Origin of the sequence: Mycobacterium asiaticum (genome assembly GCF_001673315.1) — a bacterium.
Lineage (GTDB): Bacteria > Actinomycetota > Actinomycetes > Mycobacteriales > Mycobacteriaceae > Mycobacterium > Mycobacterium asiaticum_B.
Map to the genome: position 1 here is coordinate 102727 of NZ_LZLQ01000111.1, position 16607 is coordinate 119333.

Sequence of the window (16607 nt, forward strand, 5' to 3'; positions counted from 1 at the left end):
CAGCGAACGGGTACCGAGACTACAGGTCTCGCTCCGAGACTGACAGTCTTGTTTCGCGGCTGTCCACTGCAACGGAAGCAGGGCTCGTGACTGGTGCCGTGGTCAAAGACATCCGACGCTCCGACCATTCAGTCGACTCTTTCACACGGGGATCACGTGCCCGGCGTGGCTGGACGTTGTTCATTGCCTGCGCGGGTGTGAGCTTGGTGATCGCGTCCATGGTTGCCCTCAACACGGCGCTGAGCGAGATCGCTACTGCCACCGCGGCGACCCAGACGCAACTGACCTGGATCGTGGACAGCTACACGCTGTTGTTGGCATGCCTGTTGTTGCCCGCCGGTGCGATCGGCGACCGCTACGGCAGGCGTAGTGCACTGCTGGTCGGGGTTGCAATCTTCTCGATAGCTTCCGCCGCGCCGCTGGTCTTCGACAGTCCGCTGCAGATCATCACGGCTCGCGGCCTGGCGGGTGCCGGCGCGGCCTTCATCATGCCGGCGACATTGTCGCTACTGACGGTGGCCTATCCGCCCGAAGCCCGTACCAAAGCGGTGGGCATCTGGGCCGGAGTAGCGGGATCCGGCGGCTTATTCGGACTCCTAGGTGCGGGCCTGCTCGTTGAATTCTGGGACTGGCGGTCAATCTTCTGGACGCTGGCGATCGGTGGGGTTGTGGTGTTCGTGCTGACGCTGACCATCGCGGAGTCTCGCGACGCCGAGGCACCGCGCCTGGACGTGCCTGGCGCCGTGACGATCGCGGCGGCCGTTGCAGTGTTCGTATTCGGCATTCTGCAGGCGCCCGCGCACGGCTGGGGCGATCCGCGCGTCATTGGATACCTCGTCGGCGGTGCGATGCTCGCGGCCGTGTTCGGGTTCATCGAGTTGCGGCGCCGGCAGCCGCTGCTCGACATTCGCCTGTTCGCAGACCCGCATTTCGGCACCGGCGCCGCCACTATCACCATGGTCTTCCTGGCCACCTTCGCGCTCTTCTTCCTGGTTGTTCAGTACCTGCAACAGGTGAAGGGCTATTCGGCACTGACCGCGGCCCTGGCGTTGAGCCCGATGGCAATTCCGTTACTGACCCTCTCCCTGCTGTCGTCGTGGTATCTCCCGCGACTGGGGCTGAGGTTGGTGGTCTTCACCAGCATGGTGCTGGTTTCAGTCGGTTTCCTCTGCATGTGCACGCTGGACGCCGACTCCTCATACCTGCACGTATGCTGGCCGCTGATGGTCATTAGTGCCGGCTTCGGATTATGCACGGCGCCAACAACTTCGGCGATCATGAGTGCGGCGCCCGATCAGAAGCAAGGAGTGGCCTCCGCCGTCAACGACGCCACCCGCGAGGTGGGGGGCGCGCTCGGCATTGCACTCGCCGGGTCGATCCTGGCAGGCAGTTACAGCCATCGCATCGCCAGTGCGCTCGGCGACTTTCCCCCGCCCGTGCGCGACCTGGCGTCGGATTCGTTGACCAAGGCACTGGCTGTCGCCAATAATATTGGGCCACAAGGCGTTACACTCGCCGAACGCAGCAAGGACATGTTCGTGGAGGCCACCAACTCGTCCTACGCGGTCATGGCGGCCATCGTCGCCGTCGCCGCGTGCACCATCCCGCTCTTTGCGCCCGGACGGGACGGTCAGCAACTGGCTGCGGTGCGGCGGCTTCGCAGTCGCGAGGCCCGAACGCTGGATCGCACCACGTAGAGAACGCCGCCAACCTCCTAGTATTTCCTGATGGCTCCGGTGTCTCGCGCTGCTGAACAGTTCACCACCCACGGGCCGGGCGGCCTGCGCATCGTCTCTGACCGCCAGGGTGACCCGAACGCGCGTGCCGTGGTCTTCTTGCACGGTGGCGGGCAGACCCGCCGCTCCTGGACGAAGGTGGCTGCCGCCGTCGCAGAGCGCGGGTTCCAGGCGGTGACGATCGACCTGCGTGGCCACGGCGAGTCCGACTGGTCCGACGAGGGCGACTACCGGGTGGTCAGCTTCGCCCGCGATGTCGAAGAAGTCCTGCGTGGTCTGCCGACCAAGCCGGTGCTGGTAGGCGCATCACTCGGCGGGTTCACCTCGATGCTGTTAGCGGGTGAACTTTCCCCGGGCATCGCCAGTGCAGTCGTGTTGGTCGACATCGTGCCGAACATGGAGCAATCCGGTGCGGCGCGGATTCACAACTTCATGGCGGACCGGGTGGAGACAGGATTCGCCTCGCTCGACGAGGTCGCCGACGCAATCGCCGAATACAACCCGCATCGGCCGCGGCCCACCGACTTGGACGGGCTGACCACCAACCTGCGCCGCCGCGGCGATCGCTGGTACTGGCACTGGGACCCGCAATTTATCAACGGCACCGCGGCCTTCCCGCCCATCGAGGTCACCGACGCCGAACGCATGCACCACGCGGTCGAGGCGATCCTGCGGGACGGCGTGCCCATGTTGCTGGTGCGAGGCAAGATGAGCGACCTGGTCAGCCAGGAGCGCGCCGATGAGTTCCTGGCGCGCTTCCCCAAGGTCGAGTTCACTGACGTCCGCGGCGCGGGACACATGGTGGCCGGCGATCGCAACGACCATTTCGCGACGGCTGTGCTGGACTTTCTGGCCCGGCATGTCCGGCCGGACGATGGGCAGGTCAGTACAGCGGCACCCACACACCCATGAACCAGTAGCCCCAACCCCCGTATTGCCAGTTGAACACCGGCAGCACGGTGTAGTTGTTGTAGTTGAACGGCGCGAAATACTGCTGGCCGTAACCGACATCACGAGGCGGGCCCTGCCACGGACGGTTCCAGCCGCCGGCCGGCGGCGCGCCATCCCAGCCGTTTGTGGGCGGCGGTCCTTCCCAGTTTGGTGGCGGGTGGCCGGGCGCCTGGCCGTTGCTCCAGCCGTACCCGTTCTGTCGCGGCGGCATCGGCGCCCCGCGGCCGGGCACATAGAAGCCAACCGTCAGGTCCACCGGACCGCCGATCTGAATCGTCCCGCGCTGAATGTCACCGCGCGGCGGAATGTAGGGCGGGTGTGGCGGCTGAGTCGACGGCGCATTGAGGACGGGTGTGGTGGTCGGCGGGTAGGAAGTGCTGGCACCCGGCTGCGTCGTCGAACCCCACGGGCCCGACGTCGTCGGCTGCGTGGTCGAGCCCCATTGCCCGGTGGTAGTGGTCGGCTGTGTCGTGGAGCCCCACTGCCCGGTGGTAGTGGTCGGCTGCGTGGTCGAGCCCCACTGCCCGGTGGTCGTGGTTGGCGGCGTGGTCGAAGTCCACGGCGCCGTGGTGGTTGGCTGCGTGGTCGAGGTCCACGGCGCGGTCGTGGTTGCCTGCGTGGTGGTGACGCGCGGCGCCGTTGTGGTCGGCTGCGGCGTCGGTTTCGTGGTTGGGGTGCCTGCACCCGGAACACTCGACCCCGGCGGAGGCACGGTCCCCGTGCCGCCGTAGCCGGGAGGGGGGTTCGGATTGGCAGTGGTGCCGCCACCACTACAAGCCTTGTTCCAGCTCGGGCACGGGTCTTGCGGGGCGGAGCTGGCCGAACCCGCATTGAGCGCCGTGGCGGTCATGCCGAGAGCTGCCGCAACCGCCGCGGCTGCGGCGACACGTTTCATTGACATTAGCTGCGTCCCCTCTCGGGCCGTCGGCCCGGACGATGCCGTGTTAAACCTGCACTAAGGGCAGGTCAGGTTCATCACGAATGGCTTGGTGAGCTGCTTGGGGTGGCTTGGGTCGCTGACGTCTGAACCCGTCGCAGTGCCCTTGATCTGGTAGTACTTGCCGCTCACCGCAGCGCCGGCACTGCCGACCTGACCTGGTGCGGCGTCGGAATAGCCGAGCGTCACACCGTTCACGGCGCCGAGGCCGACCGCATGGACGATGGGCGGATTGCCGGTGCTGACCACCGCACCGACGCCGTTCGCCGCGTCACCGATGCCGATGTTGATGTTGTCGCCGGCCGCAGTGCACGTGACCGGACCGCTCACCTTCTGGCTCTGCCCATCGACGATGACCTGGGGACCGGCGGGGGTCGCCGGCTTCGGGCTCGACGCACCCGAATCAGAGTTGTTGCTAGAACATCCAGCGCAACTTCCGGCCACGACGGCCGCGCCTGCCACGGCGACGACGATCCCACGCTTCACCGCTGTTCTCCTTCGCGCCGCGGGCGCCCGCTCGCAGCGGCACCTCGGTATCGGCAAATCTACCGCGATTTGCCGCGTGCACATAGAGAAGTCATAAAATTGGCTTTTTCTGGTTGGCTGCTGGTTGGCTGCTGGCTGGCAGTTGGTGGGGGCGGGCCGAATTTCAAGGCATGTGCGCCGCACCGCCTACGCCACCGGGACGGGCCTGAGACGCAGTTTGCTCGTGCTCACCGCTGGCCAGTCCTCGGCAAACCGCACGAACCGCGTCCGGTCACGTCGTCGAGCGGCCAGGCGGAGGTGCGCAACGTTCACTTTGGGCTACGGTCAACACCTTGGAACAACTGTCGATCGAATACAGCGCCAGCGAAGGGGTAGGCCATGAGCAAAACCGCCAGGCGGCTCGGTCCGCAGGACATGTTTTTCCTCTACGCCGAAACGTCGAGCACCATGATGCATGTCGGCGGGCTGATGCCCTTCACGCCGCCGCCAGGTGCGCCGAAAGACTTTCTGCGCCAGCTCGTCGACGAGAGCAAGGCCAGTCCAGTTGTGGACCCGTGGAATCTGAAACTGAGTCACCCGGACCTGCTGCTCAGTCCCATCCAGTCCTGGGTGTACGACGACAATTTCGACCTGGATTACCACGTGCGTCGTTCGGCGCTGGCCAGTCCGGGGGATGAGCGCGAACTCGGAATCCTGGTGTCCCGCTTGCACAGTAACGCTCTGGACCTACGTCGACCGCCATGGGAGATGCACTTCATCGAGGGGCTCGAGGACGGCCGGTTCGCGATCTACGTCAAGATGCACCACGCGCTGGTTGACGGGTATACCGGGCAGAAGATGCTGGCGCGCAGCCTCTCGACGGATCCGCACGACACCACTCATCCGCTGTTCTTCAACATTCCTGCGCCCGTGCGGGTGTCGGCTGCGAAGGAGGAGTCCGGTGGGGGAATCGCCGGCAGCCTGCTCAACAGCGTCGGCAGTGTGGTGAACAACCTGGGCGGTGTGGTCAGCGGGGTGGGCAGTGTCATGGGCTCCGTCGCGGGCGCCGGACGTTCCACGCTGGACCTCACCAAGGCCATCGTCAACACCCAGTTGCGCAGCGACAACGATTACCGCAACCTGATCGGCTCGGCGCAGGCACCGCGGTCGATACTCAACACCCGGATTAGCCGCAATCGCCGCTTCGCCACGCAGCAGTACGAGCTGGCCCGGCTGAAAAAGATTGGGACAGCTAATGATGCGACGGTCAACGACGTCGCGTTGGCGATCGTCGGCGGCAGCTTGCGCCGGTTCCTCGACGAGCTGGGCGAGCTCCCCGACAAGTCGTTGATTGCGATGCTGCCGGTCAATGTGCGGCCGAAGGACGACGAAGGCGGCGGCAACGCGGTCGCCACCATCTTGGCGACGTTGGGCACCGACATCGTTGATCCGATCGAGCGCCTTCAGGCCGTGACCACCACCACCAGAATGGCGAAGGCCGAGCTGTCGAGAATGAACAGGGAGGCGATCCTCGCTTACACCGCGGCCCTGATGGCACCGTTCGGTATGCAGCTGGCCAGCACGCTCACCGGAGTTAAAACGCCGTGGCCCTATACATTTAACCTGTGCGTGAGCAACGTGCCTGGCCCGCAGGACGTGCTCTACTTGCGCGGCAGTCGGATGGAGGCGTCGTTCCCGGTCTCGTTGGTGGCGCACAGCCAGGCGCTCAACGTGACATTGCAGAGCTATGCCAGCACTCTCAATTTCGGGTTCATCGGGTGCCGCGACACCTTGCCGCATCTGCAGCGCTTGGCCGTCTACACGGGGGAGGCGCTCGATGAGCTGGAGGACGCAACCTAGCAAGGGCGAGCTAGGGCGAGCTAGGGCGAGGAAGGGCGAGGAAGGGTGCATGACCACGACCGACAGTCGGTACGTCAGGGCTAGCTACCAGGGCGGCCTGGCTACCGTCGAGCTGATCAACTCCGGACCGCTGAACATCATTGGCAGCGAAGCCATTTCAGAACTCACTACCGCATTCCGCGGCATCGGACTAAACACCGATGTGCGGGTGGTCGTATTTCGCGGCGCGGGGGAGAAGGCGTTCATCGGCGGCGCCGACATCAACGAAATGGTCACGCTCGATCAGTCCACGGCCGAGGTCTTCATTCGCAGACTGGCTGGTCTGTGCGAAGCGGTCCGCGACTGCCCCGTTCCCGTTATCGCCCGGCTCGCGGGCTGGTGCCTTGGCGGCGGCCTGGAAGTCGCGATGAGTTGTGACCTGCGCATCGCCGAGTCCGGCGCCAGGTTCGGTATGCCGGAAGTGGCCGTCGGGATCCCGTCGGTGATTCACGCGGCACTGATGCCGGCGTTGATCGGGGCGTCACACTCGGCGTGGCTGTTGATGACGGGCGAAACCATCGATGCCGCGACGGCAGCGAGCTGGGGACTGGTGCACGAAGCCATGCCGCCGGAAATGCTGGATACCCGGATCGGCGAATTGGCCTCGAAGCTCGCCGGATTCGGCCCGAACGCGGTACGTCAACAAAAGCACCTGCTGAATAAGTGGTTCGATATGACAATTCACGGGGCGATCGAAGACAGCGTCGAACAATTCGGCCGCTCTTTCCTGACAGGCGAACCCCAACAGCACATGCAGGCGTTTCTGTCCCGCAAGCGGGGCAATAACTAACGCGTTTTTCGCCGATTCGGCCATTTGCTGCCGACGTTAGGACCATGATGTCCCTACGCGACAGCACTGGGGGTATGGCGATGTCTTTTGTGCTCATGGCGCCGGACCTGTTGGAGACGGCAGCAGCAAATGCGGCGCAGATCGGGGCGGCGGTGCTCACCGGCAATCTCACCGCGGTGACCCCGACGACCGCGCTGGCGGCAGCGGGCGCCGACGAGGTGTCGGCGGCCATCGCCGCGTTGTTCGGCAGGTACGCGAACGAGTATCAAGCCGCTGCCGCTCAGGCCGCGACATATCACGAGCAGTTCGTAGCGACATTGACCGCATCGGCGGCGTCGTATGCGAGCACCGAGGCCGTCATCGTCGCGTCGATCCAGGGTGTCGCCGCGACCTTGGATTCGTCGCTGGCCAGTGGATTCCAGACGTTGGTCTACGGCCCGATTCACACCGCCGGCGACGCTTGGATCAGCAGTCCGTTCGGGCAGACGTTGAACCCGATCCTCAATGGCCCGACCGAGATGCTGTTCGGGCGGGCGCTGATCGGCCATGGCGTCGCGGGCACCGCGGCGAATCCCAACGGTGGACCGGGTGGGTTGTTGTTCGGCGACGGCGGGGCCGGCTACAACCAGACCGCAGGCATGGTGCGCGGCGGTAACGGCGGCAACGCGGGCCTGATCGGCAACGGCGGTCCCGGCGGTGCCGGGTTCGGCGGCGGTACAGGCGGTTTCGGCGGTGCGGGCGGTTGGTGGATGGGCAACGGTGGCATGGGCGGTGGTCCCGGGGGTGCCGGTGGGCAGGCGCTGCTCTTCGGCAACGGTGGCTTGGGCGTCGGCGGTGCGCCCGACGGTCGCGGTGGGTTGTTCATCGGCACTGGCGGATTCGCCACTCCGCTCAGCGGCCAGCAGCCCATGGTCATCGACTTCGTGCGCCACGCGGAGTCGATAGCCAACGCGCAGGGCTGGATTGACACCGCCGTGCCCGGCGTCGCGCTCACGCAACTCGGGCAGCAGGAGGCAGCGAACGTCGGCGCTCTGTTGGCCCCGGCGAACCATTACTCAGGGATCTTCGCGTCGCAGCTGCTGCGCACCCAGGAGACGGCCCACGGGCTGTTCGCCAACCCGCAGATCCTGCCCGGGCTCAACGAGATCAATGCCGGCTGGATGGAAGGCATGCCGCAGATCCCCGTCGGTGTGGTGTATCTGGTGGGGCCCCTGGCGTGGACGCTGGGTTTCCCGCTCTTTCCGAACCTGGGGTTCGGGCCCGACATCAACGGGATCGTCTTCAATCGCAACTTCACCGGTGCGATGAACACCATCTACGGCAACGCCATGGCGAACGGGGGCACCCCGGCGGTCGCGTACTCCAGTGCATTCACGATCGGTGTGGGCACGCTGATGAACGTCGACAACCCCAATCCGTCACTGTTGCTGACCCATACGCTGCCCAACACCGGTCAGGTCCTGGTCACCGGCAGTCCGGGGGGTGGCTGGACCATGACCAGCTGGGACGGCATACCTATCGGTCCGGCGAATCTGCCGACCAGGCTGTTCGTCGACTTCCGCAACCTCATCACCGCGCCGCAATATGCCGCATGGGACATTTTCGAATCTCTCTTTACCGGTGATCCGACGACCATTCTCAGCGAGATACGCGACGGTGCTGAGCAGATCGGCGCGGCGACGTTCCAATACCCGTTCGCGATCGGCCGCGACCTGGTTGAGTCGATCGCGGCCTAGCTGCGTTCAGCCGCAACGGTATTCGGTTTCGTCCGGGACGGCCGGTACCACCTGCAGGTGCCGACGGGAGCGCTGACGGCTGATGCGCTCCACCACCGCTTGTGACCGAGGGCCGGAGCCGGAATGGGCCGAGGCAGACCAGTCGGTGAGGGATACCGCCGCAGCGGCGGCGGGGGTTTGCGCTGTCCCGCCGTTTGCTTCGATGAAGTCGTCGATCACACTCGCCACAGTCTCGGTTCGTTCTGCGTGCGGGTGGTGTGCGGCGCCGGGGATGATGTGCAGGCTGCTGTGTGGCATCGCCTCGTGTGCGGCGTATGCGTGTGAAACGGGGATGACTGGGTCCCGGTCTCCGCTGATGATCAGCACGGGCACACTTGCGTTGCAGTGCAACCGGTTCAGTGCGCAGACGAACTGACCTTTGCGGTCCACGACGGCGCGCAGTGTCCGCAGCAGCGCCTGCCGATTTTGCCGGTTCGACAATGCGGCGTGGGCTTCCCAATGTTCGCTCAGCCGCGGCGCATTCGGGTCGTCGGACTTCAGCGCGGCAAAAGCCCTGCGCGCCTTGATCGCCGGCTTGGAGGAGACAAGCTGCAAGAGGAATTCGGATCCGGGCATCGACGCCAGGCGCAGAATGCGGTTCACCTCACCGCCCAGCCCGCCGCTGCTGATCAGGATCATCCGCTCGCAGTAGTCGCGGTGCTGATGGGCGAATTGCATTGTGATTCCGCCGCCAAGGGAGTGACCGATGATCGTCACGCGGGGGATGTCGAGAGCGTCAAGGAAGTCTCGGAGCAGAACGGCGAACGCACCCAGTGAGTAGTCGCCGCGGGGCTTGTCGGACTGCCCGTGCCCCAGTAGGTCCGGGGCGATGACGCGGTATCTCTTGGCCAGCGCGGGGATGATCGCCTGCCAGTGGTTCGAACTGCCGCCGATGCCGTGGATCAACAGCAGTACCTCGCCGGCGCCTTCGTCGCGGTATGCGACGCGGTCGCCGTGCAATGTGATCGTTCGGAGGTTGCTCATTTTGGCCTGCTAGGTCACTTCGGTGTGAACGGTTTGTTCCTGGTGAAGTGAGTCTGTGGTGCGGGCCTTGCAACATCCTTGGGGGTTTCTAAACGCATTCTCACGGCGCCGCTGCGGCGCGTTGCGAACTGAAAGCACCAAGTCGGCGAGCCGACCGAATAGGGTCCCGGTCCGGATGCCTTTCCGGTGAGGGACCGCAGGTTCGCCCGATCGATCGCGGCGACGCGCTCACCGACGCGGAGGTTTACCTTTACAGTCCTAGAGGACCAGCTCCCGACCTGTAAGAGGGCCTTGTCCGAGAATTCTTCGGGGCCGGTGAGCAGTGCTTGTGTGCGTCGAGGCCCCTGGTTCGGCATGTCGATCGACGAATTGAGGTCAGGAGAATGAACACTGTCAGGTTCGACTTTGCCGGGGCTAACGTCCTGGTCACCGGTGGTACCAATGGAATCGGCCACGCCATCGCCGCCGACTTCGCCAAAGCGGGTGCCAGCGTCACCGTCACCGGCACCCGCGCATCGGTGGCCGACTATCCCGATACCGACCTGAGTGCCTTCTCTTTCACCCAGTGCGAATTGTCGGACACAGACTCGATCGACGCCCTCGCCGATTCCCTCGGCGCCCTCGACATCCTCATCAACAACGGGGGCGGGCCCTATGCGGGACACAAGGATGAGTGGGATCCCGACGGGTATGCCGGGTCGGTCGCTGTCAACATGGTCGCCCACATGCGCCTCACCATGGCGTGTCACGACAGGCTGAAAGCGAGTACGGCGGCCGGTGGCAGCAGTGTCGTCACCATCGCCTCGATGTCGGCGTTCGTATCCGCCGTCGCGGTGCCCGCTTACAGCTCATCGAAAGCGGGGATGGTCGCCTTCACCAAGAACCTCGCGCGCCGCTGGGTCGAGGACGGAATACGCGTCAACGCCGTGGCGCCCGGGGTGATCGACACCCGAATGACCAGTCCGATCAAGGAGATCCCCGAGCTGCTCGAGCCCGAGATGCGGCACACCCCGATGGCACGGATGGGTTTGCCGGCCGAGATCTCGCCGGCCGTATTGTTCCTGTGCAGCGACGCGGCGTCCTACATCACCGGCACCACCCTGGCCGTCGACGGCGGCTACCTCACCGTGTAATGGGTGTCGCTGAATGAATTCGACAGTGTCGCAACGCCCGGCGTGCTGGAACGCGCGCAGCGGCTTCTGCTCGAGGTAACCAAAGATCTCGCGGCAAACCCGCAGTACGCCGTAATAATCGGTGGCACAATGCCTTTCGATAAGGCGCTGGAAACACTGAAAGCCTCGGCAGCCGGACCCGTCGACAAGACCATCGTCACCTTCGACTGGTCAACTACGCATCCGGCCGGAACACGTCGATCGGCCGTACGGTCCGCAGCATCACCAGCGGAATGTGCCGGCTCGTCGACCGTTGATACGCGACATATGGCGGGTAGAGGTGGCTCATGTACTCCCACACCTCGTGGCGCTCAGTCGCCTCCGGTTCGCGCCACTTAGCCTCGAACGCCTGGGTGGCGATCTGCACACCGATGGTTTCGCAGGCCACGATGTTGAGGTACCACTCGGGGTTCGTATCCGCGCCACCCTTGGAGGCGACGATGACAATCTCACCTCCGACATTGCCGTAGATGAGGGGTTTGATGTAAGTCTTGCCGGACTTGCGGCCCTTGTACTTGATCAGGCAGTGCGTCGTCAGTTCGCGACCACCGAGCCCGCTGAGATCGACAATGTGCCCCTGGGTTCCGCCGGAGTCCAGGTACATCGCCAGATGTTCCTGCATCCAGTTACTACGTTCGGCCCGAATCGCAGCAGCGTCGGCGTCACCCATTGATCATTCCCCCTTGACTGCCGTCAGTTGCGGTACGAACCCATTCTTATGAAATCACTCTCTCGCGCGCTAGCTTTCGGGGAAGCCGCCTTGCGATAGCCGGTCGGATGCCTTCAGCCTCCGGGCTGCGGACAGAAATAGGTGTCGAGTGCCCGCCGGAACCAACGATTGCGGTACTGGATCGCTCGCTGGCTGACATCGGCCTTGCCCGCGAACCCCTCGAACCCGTGGTAGCAGCCCGGGAAGACCCGGAACTCAGTGGGAACATCTGCCGCCTGCAGCGCATCGACGTAGGCGACGGTCTCGTCATGGAAGGTGTCGATGTCACCCACAAAGGTGAACGTCGGTGGGAGACCGCGGTAGTCGGTGGCACGGGCGGGTGCGGCATAGGCCGGAACCTGTTTTGTGCCATACAAATCCCCGAGATACATTCGCCACGCCGCCTTGTTCGTAGCGGCGTCCCACACGGGGGCGTCGTTGTGTTGGGCAAACGGCGTCGTCGACCGGTCGTCGATCATCGGATACAGCGGCATCTGAAAGGCGACGCCTACTTCCCCCTTGTCCCGCGCGTACAGCGTCAGCGCTGCGGTCAAGCCGCCGCCGGCACTACCTCCCGTGACTGCCAACTGGTCGCTTCGCACTCCCAAGCGCTCGGCGTTGTCCTTGAGCCAGAGCAACGCGGCGTAACAGTCCTCGAGAGCTGCGGGGTAGGGGGCTTCGGTACTCAGTCGGTAGTCCGGCGAGACCACAACGCAGTCGCTCTGCTCGATCAACGCTCTGCAGCCCACTGCTTCCAGGTCGGGGGAACCGAGCGCGTAACCGCCGCCATGCAGGTACAGCATCCCCGCAACGCCGGCCTGCGGCTCGAGCGGTGTGTACACCAGGATCCGTAGCCGCGTACCGTCCGAGCGGGTGATCCACTCCGTCTCCTCACGCATACCCGACTTCCGTCGACGCTGGGCATAGCGTCCGAGCGCGGCGTCGAGTCGCCTCATTCGCCTGATTTTCCGTTCGTCTTGATTCGCCATGAGCGCCCGCATGATCTTGGCGCGTCTGCGCAGTTGCGGGTCGATCATGTCGTCGGTGATGTTCATCGGCGCGTCCCTGCACTTCCGGCCCGGTGTTGAGTACGGCGTACACGCTAGTGCCGCGGTCACCGTGACCTCGCCGAGCACTTGGAAGGGAATCGGCGAGAGTTCGTCGATTGCGTCGGGGGCGCGATTCCGGCGTGGCACCCGCGGGCGTGGCATCGACCCGGCTAGCAGTCGCCTACCTGGTCGATATCTCCGCTGCCGCGAACGGCAGCGCACGGCGGCAGCAAGCAACGTCGATGCGGCAATCATGCAAGCGGTCATGCTGTACGGAGTTACCTGCTGAGGGGTGGCTGACATCGAGGCCGTTGACAGTGCAGTATTGAGTCAGCAAATCCTAGGAGGCGCAATGGCTGCATCGAAGATGACGTCGCCACGTGGTGTGGCCGCCTCCCTCGCGGGCTTGAGTGCTGTGGTGGTCGCCGGCGGACTGATAGCCGCAGCCCCACCGGCCAATGCCGGCTGCGTGTATGGGGGCGGCGTTATCAGCAAGTGCGACGGACCCTTTCAGCCGGACGGCACCTGGGAGCGTTGCGTGGCAGTGGCCAGCTGGGTGCCCCGGGGCGCCAGTTCCTTCCTGGCGCCGGTGAAGCACTGCGATGTGATGGGTCCTGGCCAGGCTCCGGGTGATCCAGGTTTCGCTGACCCGCCGATGCACATCGACGACTGAACGGCGTCGAGCCAAGATAGAGCCCCCTGTCAGGATTGAACTGTATTTCAGTGCCTGGCCAGGGGGCGTCAACGCGTCTAGCTGTGGTTTGACGTTAGTGGTCGTTAGTGGAGATATCTGTAACTGTGGGCAAAGTGTGGGCAAAACGTGGGCACGGCATCCTGTCGGTGATCGGCGCGTTGCCTTGCCTGACCATGGTCGTGCCAGCGAAACGACTGACGGCATCACCTAGCTCAGTGGGCAAATTCCGACACCGCTGTTGCCTAGGCACATGGCGCGGAGCGTGGGCCTCGGGTGCTTCGACATGAGACGTGCTGTCATCATGCCGGTGACGAACAAGTGAGTGAGGCTGACGCATACTGGATAGTGAGAGGACAGGAAACTACCAGGTGACGACTACCGCGCGACGCGGTAATTTTACTCCCAGAATTGGGATCAGGTCTTACCGTAAGTGCGTTGACTGCAGTACCGGGCGTGAACGACGTAGAGGGGACATTGTTGCCAATTAGCGAAGGCGCAGACGAAGGGACTGTTGAGGCGCAGGTTGCTTGGCCAACAGATCTCTATCGAGAAGCGGGCGTGTCTAACATCTTCGTGCTCTCTGACGACGGTCAAGGGCTCTACCTAGCATTGGGTCACATACCGCCGTTCGCTGGGAAGCCTTCTCCCAAGATCACCGTCACCCCCAATGTGCGCGGCTCGGTTTATCTCACTTACAAGAATGCCGGCGAACTCGGTGAGCTGCTGACTGCTGCCTACCAGCGCAAGAAGCAGGAAGTTGAGCGGCAAAGGCAGCAGGGCGAGGCGAAATGAGCTCGACGGGAATCGAGGGTCCTGAGGTCTCGAGTGGCTTGACCGGAGGCGAGAACCTTCCGGTGGTTGCCGGGTCCGGGCTACACGGCTTCCTTCTAGACGATGACTACGTTTACGTAAACGAGGCCTCTCGCTTTCTGGCCAAAGTGACTGATCCGCAGCAGCTGGCCCTCTTCGATGAGTCGTCTCCGTGGTCGCATTTCGTTCGGTTGCCAGACACATCGCACATGCCACCAGGCACGGCTATTGAACTACGAGGCGATGAGCATGTGATCGCAACGGTGTTCGTGTCGTATTCAGCGGCGGAGGCTGGCGCTGTCACTCACGTACGTTCGGCACTTGGCGGCCGGGTCGTCCTTTCGTACGCGGCGGAAGAGGCAGGAGCGAATGAAACGCGCACCCGCCAACTCGTCGCACGAAAAATGGACCGCGTTTGGGCTCTGCAGGACGGATGGCGCGGGCCAGGCTCACTAGCGCCTACTAAGACGGCCCGCGAGCTATATCTGACGGCTGTCCAAGTGCTACCTGGCCGGTGTCTGGCGGCTGCGCAGCCCACTCCGACTGCGGACGGCGGCATTTATATGGAGTGGTCGTCGGGGCGGTATGACTACTCGGCCGAAGTCACCGGTGAAGGTGAGTTGATTCTGAATGTCTTCGCGCCCAATGGAAGTGATGACAGCGAGAGAGTTATCGAGCAGCCGACCGTGGATGACCTCGTCAACTTCATCTGCCGAGGGGTCTAGCAAGGTTGGCCTCTGAACTCCCACTCGACGATGACACGCAACTTCTCCGAGTCGTATTCAACATCGAAATTCATGCTGTAACAGGAGAGATTGCTAGCACGGCCTTTACGCCAGCCACCAACCATAGGGGTTTGCTATCGACAGAACACGGTGGACGCCCTGGCGGCGCAGCCGCCTATCGCAATGACGTCAAGTTGAAGGACGTGGCCGGAATCTGGGCCGTGACGGTCTCCGAATGCCGAGCCGAAGACGAGGAGTTGAACTTGCCCGCGTTGGGCGTAATCGACGACGGAGGAGAAGACGACAAGTCACCTTGGCATGTGTCGATCGACTACACCCATTTGGTGAACGCGAAGTACCGCGTCAATAGTCCTGGTATTAGGAAGGGCAAGTTTCTCCGCGATCGAGCGCAAGCCCGAGGGCAACTTGACTCGCCTGGTACGGAACCAAGCTCCCTCAACGCCTGAACAACGCCCCCCAAAAGGGGATTGATACCCGGCCAACCTGCCGATCGCGTACTGATCTGACCCGAAAGTGTGGCGGCGTCAATAACATTCAGCGGCCTCGACATGTGTTATGCGAGAACGGATTAAACGAGCATCGCGATAGCGGAATTTTGCTGTGCCGCAGAGGTTGTCGCACATCTGGGATTCGAGCCTACCGGCAGCGCGGCGCAAGCGCCGCCGACGCCAGCAAGCCAACAGGGTGGCCCCCCGGGAGTGAGATCCAAGCGGCTTCAGGAACCGGTCACATCCGAGTCGAACAGAACGTCAGAGCATCGCCAGCATTCTGCGGTCTTTTCATCCCACCCGACATTCTGCCAAGCGCCACAACGGTCACACTGGAACTCCCAAGCCTCTTCCATTTTTGGCAGCGGTGGTGCCGGTGCTATTGCTGCAAATCCGATGCCCTGACTGCGCTCATCGGAAGTCCCCGGGTGTGCTTACCGAAATTCCCCACCTAATGGCCGGGTCAGTGTATCGGTTGGCGGGTGCCGGTGGCGGCTCGGCGGAGGGTGTCTGCGGCGGCGTGGTGGTCGCGTAGGCGGTAGGACTCTCCGTCGAGGTTGATGACCACGGAGCGGTGAAGCAGCCGGTCGAGCATGGCGGCAGCGACGGTGGTGTCACCGAGGATGTCACCCCAGGCGCCGACGCCGCGGTTGGTGGTGATCACGATGCTGGTCTTCAAATATCGTTGGGAGACAACCTGAAACAGTGCCGAGGCCGCCTCGGCGGGGAGAGGTAGGTATCCCAGCTCGTCGATCACCAGCAGGGTCGGGCCGGCGTAGAAGCGCATGGTGGTGGCCCATCGTCCCTCGATCGCGGTGCGGTGGCAGCGGGCGGCCAGATCGGCGGCGGTGGTGAAGTAGGTCCGATACCCGGCATGTGCTGCGGCCCTGGCTAGTCCGACCGAAAGATGTGTCTTTTCCGGTGCCCGGCGGGCCGATCAGCAAGATATTGGTCGCGGTGTCCAGGTAGCGGCACGTGCCCAGCTCATCGATCAGGCGACGGTCGATCCCGGCGGCGGCATCGACGTCGAAGTCGGCCAGTGTGGCTGGTGTGGGCAGGCAGGCGAACCGCAATCGGCCGGCGAGCCGTCGCGCGGTGCTCTCCTGGACTTCGGCGGCCAGTAACCGTTCCAGCGCGACGGTCAGTGACAGCCCTTCGGCGGTGGCCTGATCCGACGTAGCAACGCCATAAACCACGGTCTAGCAGCTCGAGTATCAGCACAGCTATAGAGCCCCCTGTCAGGATTGAACTGACGACCGCTCGCTTACAAGGCGAGTGCTCTACCACTGAGCTAAGGAGGCCGGTAAAACCGGTGCAAGCCTAACCGGTTACTGGCCGCCGTCGACGATGCGCTGGGACCGCACCGGCCGGGACGTCGAGCGCACCCGCCGGCCGGGCAGCG

General features: G+C 63.9%; 13 protein-coding genes, 1 tRNA gene and 1 pseudogene. 8 read left to right on the plus strand and 7 right to left on the minus strand.

Features of this window, described 5'->3' with window-relative positions; all coding sequences use genetic code 11:
- Positions 1-98 precede the first annotated feature (98 nt).
- Both A5636_RS17385 and A5636_RS17390 read left to right on the plus strand, forming a co-directional pair.
- Complete coding sequence (locus tag A5636_RS17385) at positions 99-1697, plus strand: MFS transporter (protein WP_081287849.1); 1599 nt, start codon at positions 99-101, stop codon at positions 1695-1697.
- A 30-nt stretch (positions 1698-1727) separates the two neighbouring features.
- The gene (locus A5636_RS17390; RefSeq protein ID WP_216638847.1) at positions 1728-2648 is read left to right on the plus strand and encodes an alpha/beta fold hydrolase; all 921 of its coding nucleotides are present in this window, start codon (positions 1728-1730) and stop codon (positions 2646-2648) included.
- Here the strand turns inward: A5636_RS17390 and A5636_RS27405 are convergent.
- Both A5636_RS27405 and A5636_RS17400 read right to left on the minus strand, forming a co-directional pair.
- On the minus strand, positions 2620-3582 hold the full coding sequence (locus A5636_RS27405; RefSeq protein WP_065159877.1) for an MAP_0585 family protein: 963 nt from the start codon (positions 3580-3582) through the stop codon (positions 2620-2622). The genes A5636_RS17390 and A5636_RS27405 overlap by 29 nt on opposite strands.
- 60 nt (positions 3583-3642) lie before the next feature.
- Positions 3643-4110 carry a lipoprotein LpqH gene (locus tag A5636_RS17400; protein WP_065159878.1) on the minus strand — a complete coding sequence of 156 codons (468 nt, stop codon included), beginning with the start codon at positions 4108-4110 and terminating at the stop codon, positions 3643-3645.
- 378 nt (positions 4111-4488) lie between these two features.
- Between A5636_RS17400 and A5636_RS17405 the strand changes: the two genes are divergently transcribed.
- The 3 genes from A5636_RS17405 (at position 4489) to A5636_RS17415 (ending at position 8514) form a co-directional block, all read left to right on the plus strand.
- Positions 4489-5949, plus strand: a complete 1461-nt coding sequence (locus tag A5636_RS17405; RefSeq protein WP_065159879.1) for a WS/DGAT/MGAT family O-acyltransferase — start codon at positions 4489-4491, stop codon at positions 5947-5949.
- A gap of 49 nt (positions 5950-5998) precedes the next feature.
- On the plus strand, positions 5999-6778 hold the full coding sequence (locus A5636_RS17410) for an enoyl-CoA hydratase (protein ID WP_065159880.1): 780 nt from the start codon (positions 5999-6001) through the stop codon (positions 6776-6778).
- An 80-nt stretch (positions 6779-6858) separates the two neighbouring features.
- On the plus strand, positions 6859-8514 hold the full coding sequence (locus tag A5636_RS17415; RefSeq protein ID WP_065159899.1) for a PE domain-containing protein: 1656 nt from the start codon (positions 6859-6861) through the stop codon (positions 8512-8514).
- A 6-nt stretch (positions 8515-8520) separates the two neighbouring features.
- Here A5636_RS17415 and A5636_RS17420 read toward each other — a convergent pair whose 3' ends face one another.
- On the minus strand, positions 8521-9537 hold the full coding sequence (locus A5636_RS17420; protein ID WP_065159881.1) for an alpha/beta fold hydrolase: 1017 nt from the start codon (positions 9535-9537) through the stop codon (positions 8521-8523).
- Positions 9538-9920: 383 nt separating this feature from the next.
- On the opposite strand from A5636_RS17420, the gene A5636_RS17425 reads away from it, so the two are divergent.
- On the plus strand, positions 9921-10670 hold the full coding sequence (locus A5636_RS17425; protein WP_065159882.1) for an SDR family NAD(P)-dependent oxidoreductase: 750 nt from the start codon (positions 9921-9923) through the stop codon (positions 10668-10670).
- A 214-nt stretch (positions 10671-10884) separates the two neighbouring features.
- Here A5636_RS17425 and A5636_RS17430 read toward each other — a convergent pair whose 3' ends face one another.
- Together A5636_RS17430 and A5636_RS17435 are read right to left on the minus strand one after the other, a co-directional pair.
- Positions 10885-11379 carry a nitroreductase/quinone reductase family protein gene (locus A5636_RS17430; RefSeq protein ID WP_065159883.1) on the minus strand — a complete coding sequence of 165 codons (495 nt, stop codon included), beginning with the start codon at positions 11377-11379 and terminating at the stop codon, positions 10885-10887.
- Between the two features lie 113 nt (positions 11380-11492).
- Positions 11493-12473 (minus strand): alpha/beta hydrolase, encoded by a 981-nt coding sequence (locus A5636_RS17435; protein WP_065159900.1) that lies wholly within the window; start codon positions 12471-12473, stop codon positions 11493-11495.
- 361 nt (positions 12474-12834) lie between these two features.
- On the opposite strand from A5636_RS17435, the gene A5636_RS17440 reads away from it, so the two are divergent.
- Both A5636_RS17440 and A5636_RS17445 read left to right on the plus strand, forming a co-directional pair.
- Positions 12835-13140, plus strand: coding sequence for a CDGP domain-containing protein (locus A5636_RS17440; RefSeq protein ID WP_065159901.1), 306 nt, complete (start codon positions 12835-12837; stop codon positions 13138-13140).
- A 474-nt stretch (positions 13141-13614) separates the two neighbouring features.
- Positions 13615-13953, plus strand: coding sequence for a hypothetical protein (locus A5636_RS17445; RefSeq protein WP_065159884.1), 339 nt, complete (start codon positions 13615-13617; stop codon positions 13951-13953).
- A gap of 1715 nt (positions 13954-15668) precedes the next feature.
- Here A5636_RS17445 and istB read toward each other — a convergent pair.
- Together istB and A5636_RS17460 are read right to left on the minus strand one after the other, a co-directional pair.
- Positions 15669-16386: pseudogene (gene istB / locus A5636_RS17455) on the minus strand (IS21-like element helper ATPase IstB); the annotation flags it as partial.
- 48 nt (positions 16387-16434) lie between these two features.
- Positions 16435-16506, minus strand: a tRNA-Thr gene (locus A5636_RS17460).
- Between the last annotated feature and the right edge of the window lie 101 nt (positions 16507-16607).

Coding starts and splice junctions, on each gene's coding strand:
- A5636_RS17390 (WP_216638847.1), top strand. CDS start 1,728: ATGGCTCCGGTGTCTCGCGCTGCTGAACAGTTCACCACCCACGGGCCG.
- A5636_RS27405 (WP_065159877.1), bottom strand. CDS start 3,582: ATGAAACGTGTCGCCGCAGCCGCGGCGGTTGCGGCAGCTCTCGGCATG.
- A5636_RS17405 (WP_065159879.1), top strand. CDS start 4,489: ATGAGCAAAACCGCCAGGCGGCTCGGTCCGCAGGACATGTTTTTCCTC.
- A5636_RS17410 (WP_065159880.1), top strand. CDS start 5,999: ATGACCACGACCGACAGTCGGTACGTCAGGGCTAGCTACCAGGGCGGC.
- A5636_RS17415 (WP_065159899.1), top strand. CDS start 6,859: ATGTCTTTTGTGCTCATGGCGCCGGACCTGTTGGAGACGGCAGCAGCA.
- A5636_RS17420 (WP_065159881.1), bottom strand. CDS start 9,537: ATGAGCAACCTCCGAACGATCACATTGCACGGCGACCGCGTCGCATAC.
- A5636_RS17425 (WP_065159882.1), top strand. CDS start 9,921: ATGAACACTGTCAGGTTCGACTTTGCCGGGGCTAACGTCCTGGTCACC.
- A5636_RS17430 (WP_065159883.1), bottom strand. CDS start 11,379: ATGGGTGACGCCGACGCTGCTGCGATTCGGGCCGAACGTAGTAACTGG.
- A5636_RS17435 (WP_065159900.1), bottom strand. CDS start 12,473: ATGAACATCACCGACGACATGATCGACCCGCAACTGCGCAGACGCGCC.
- A5636_RS17440 (WP_065159901.1), top strand. CDS start 12,835: ATGACGTCGCCACGTGGTGTGGCCGCCTCCCTCGCGGGCTTGAGTGCT.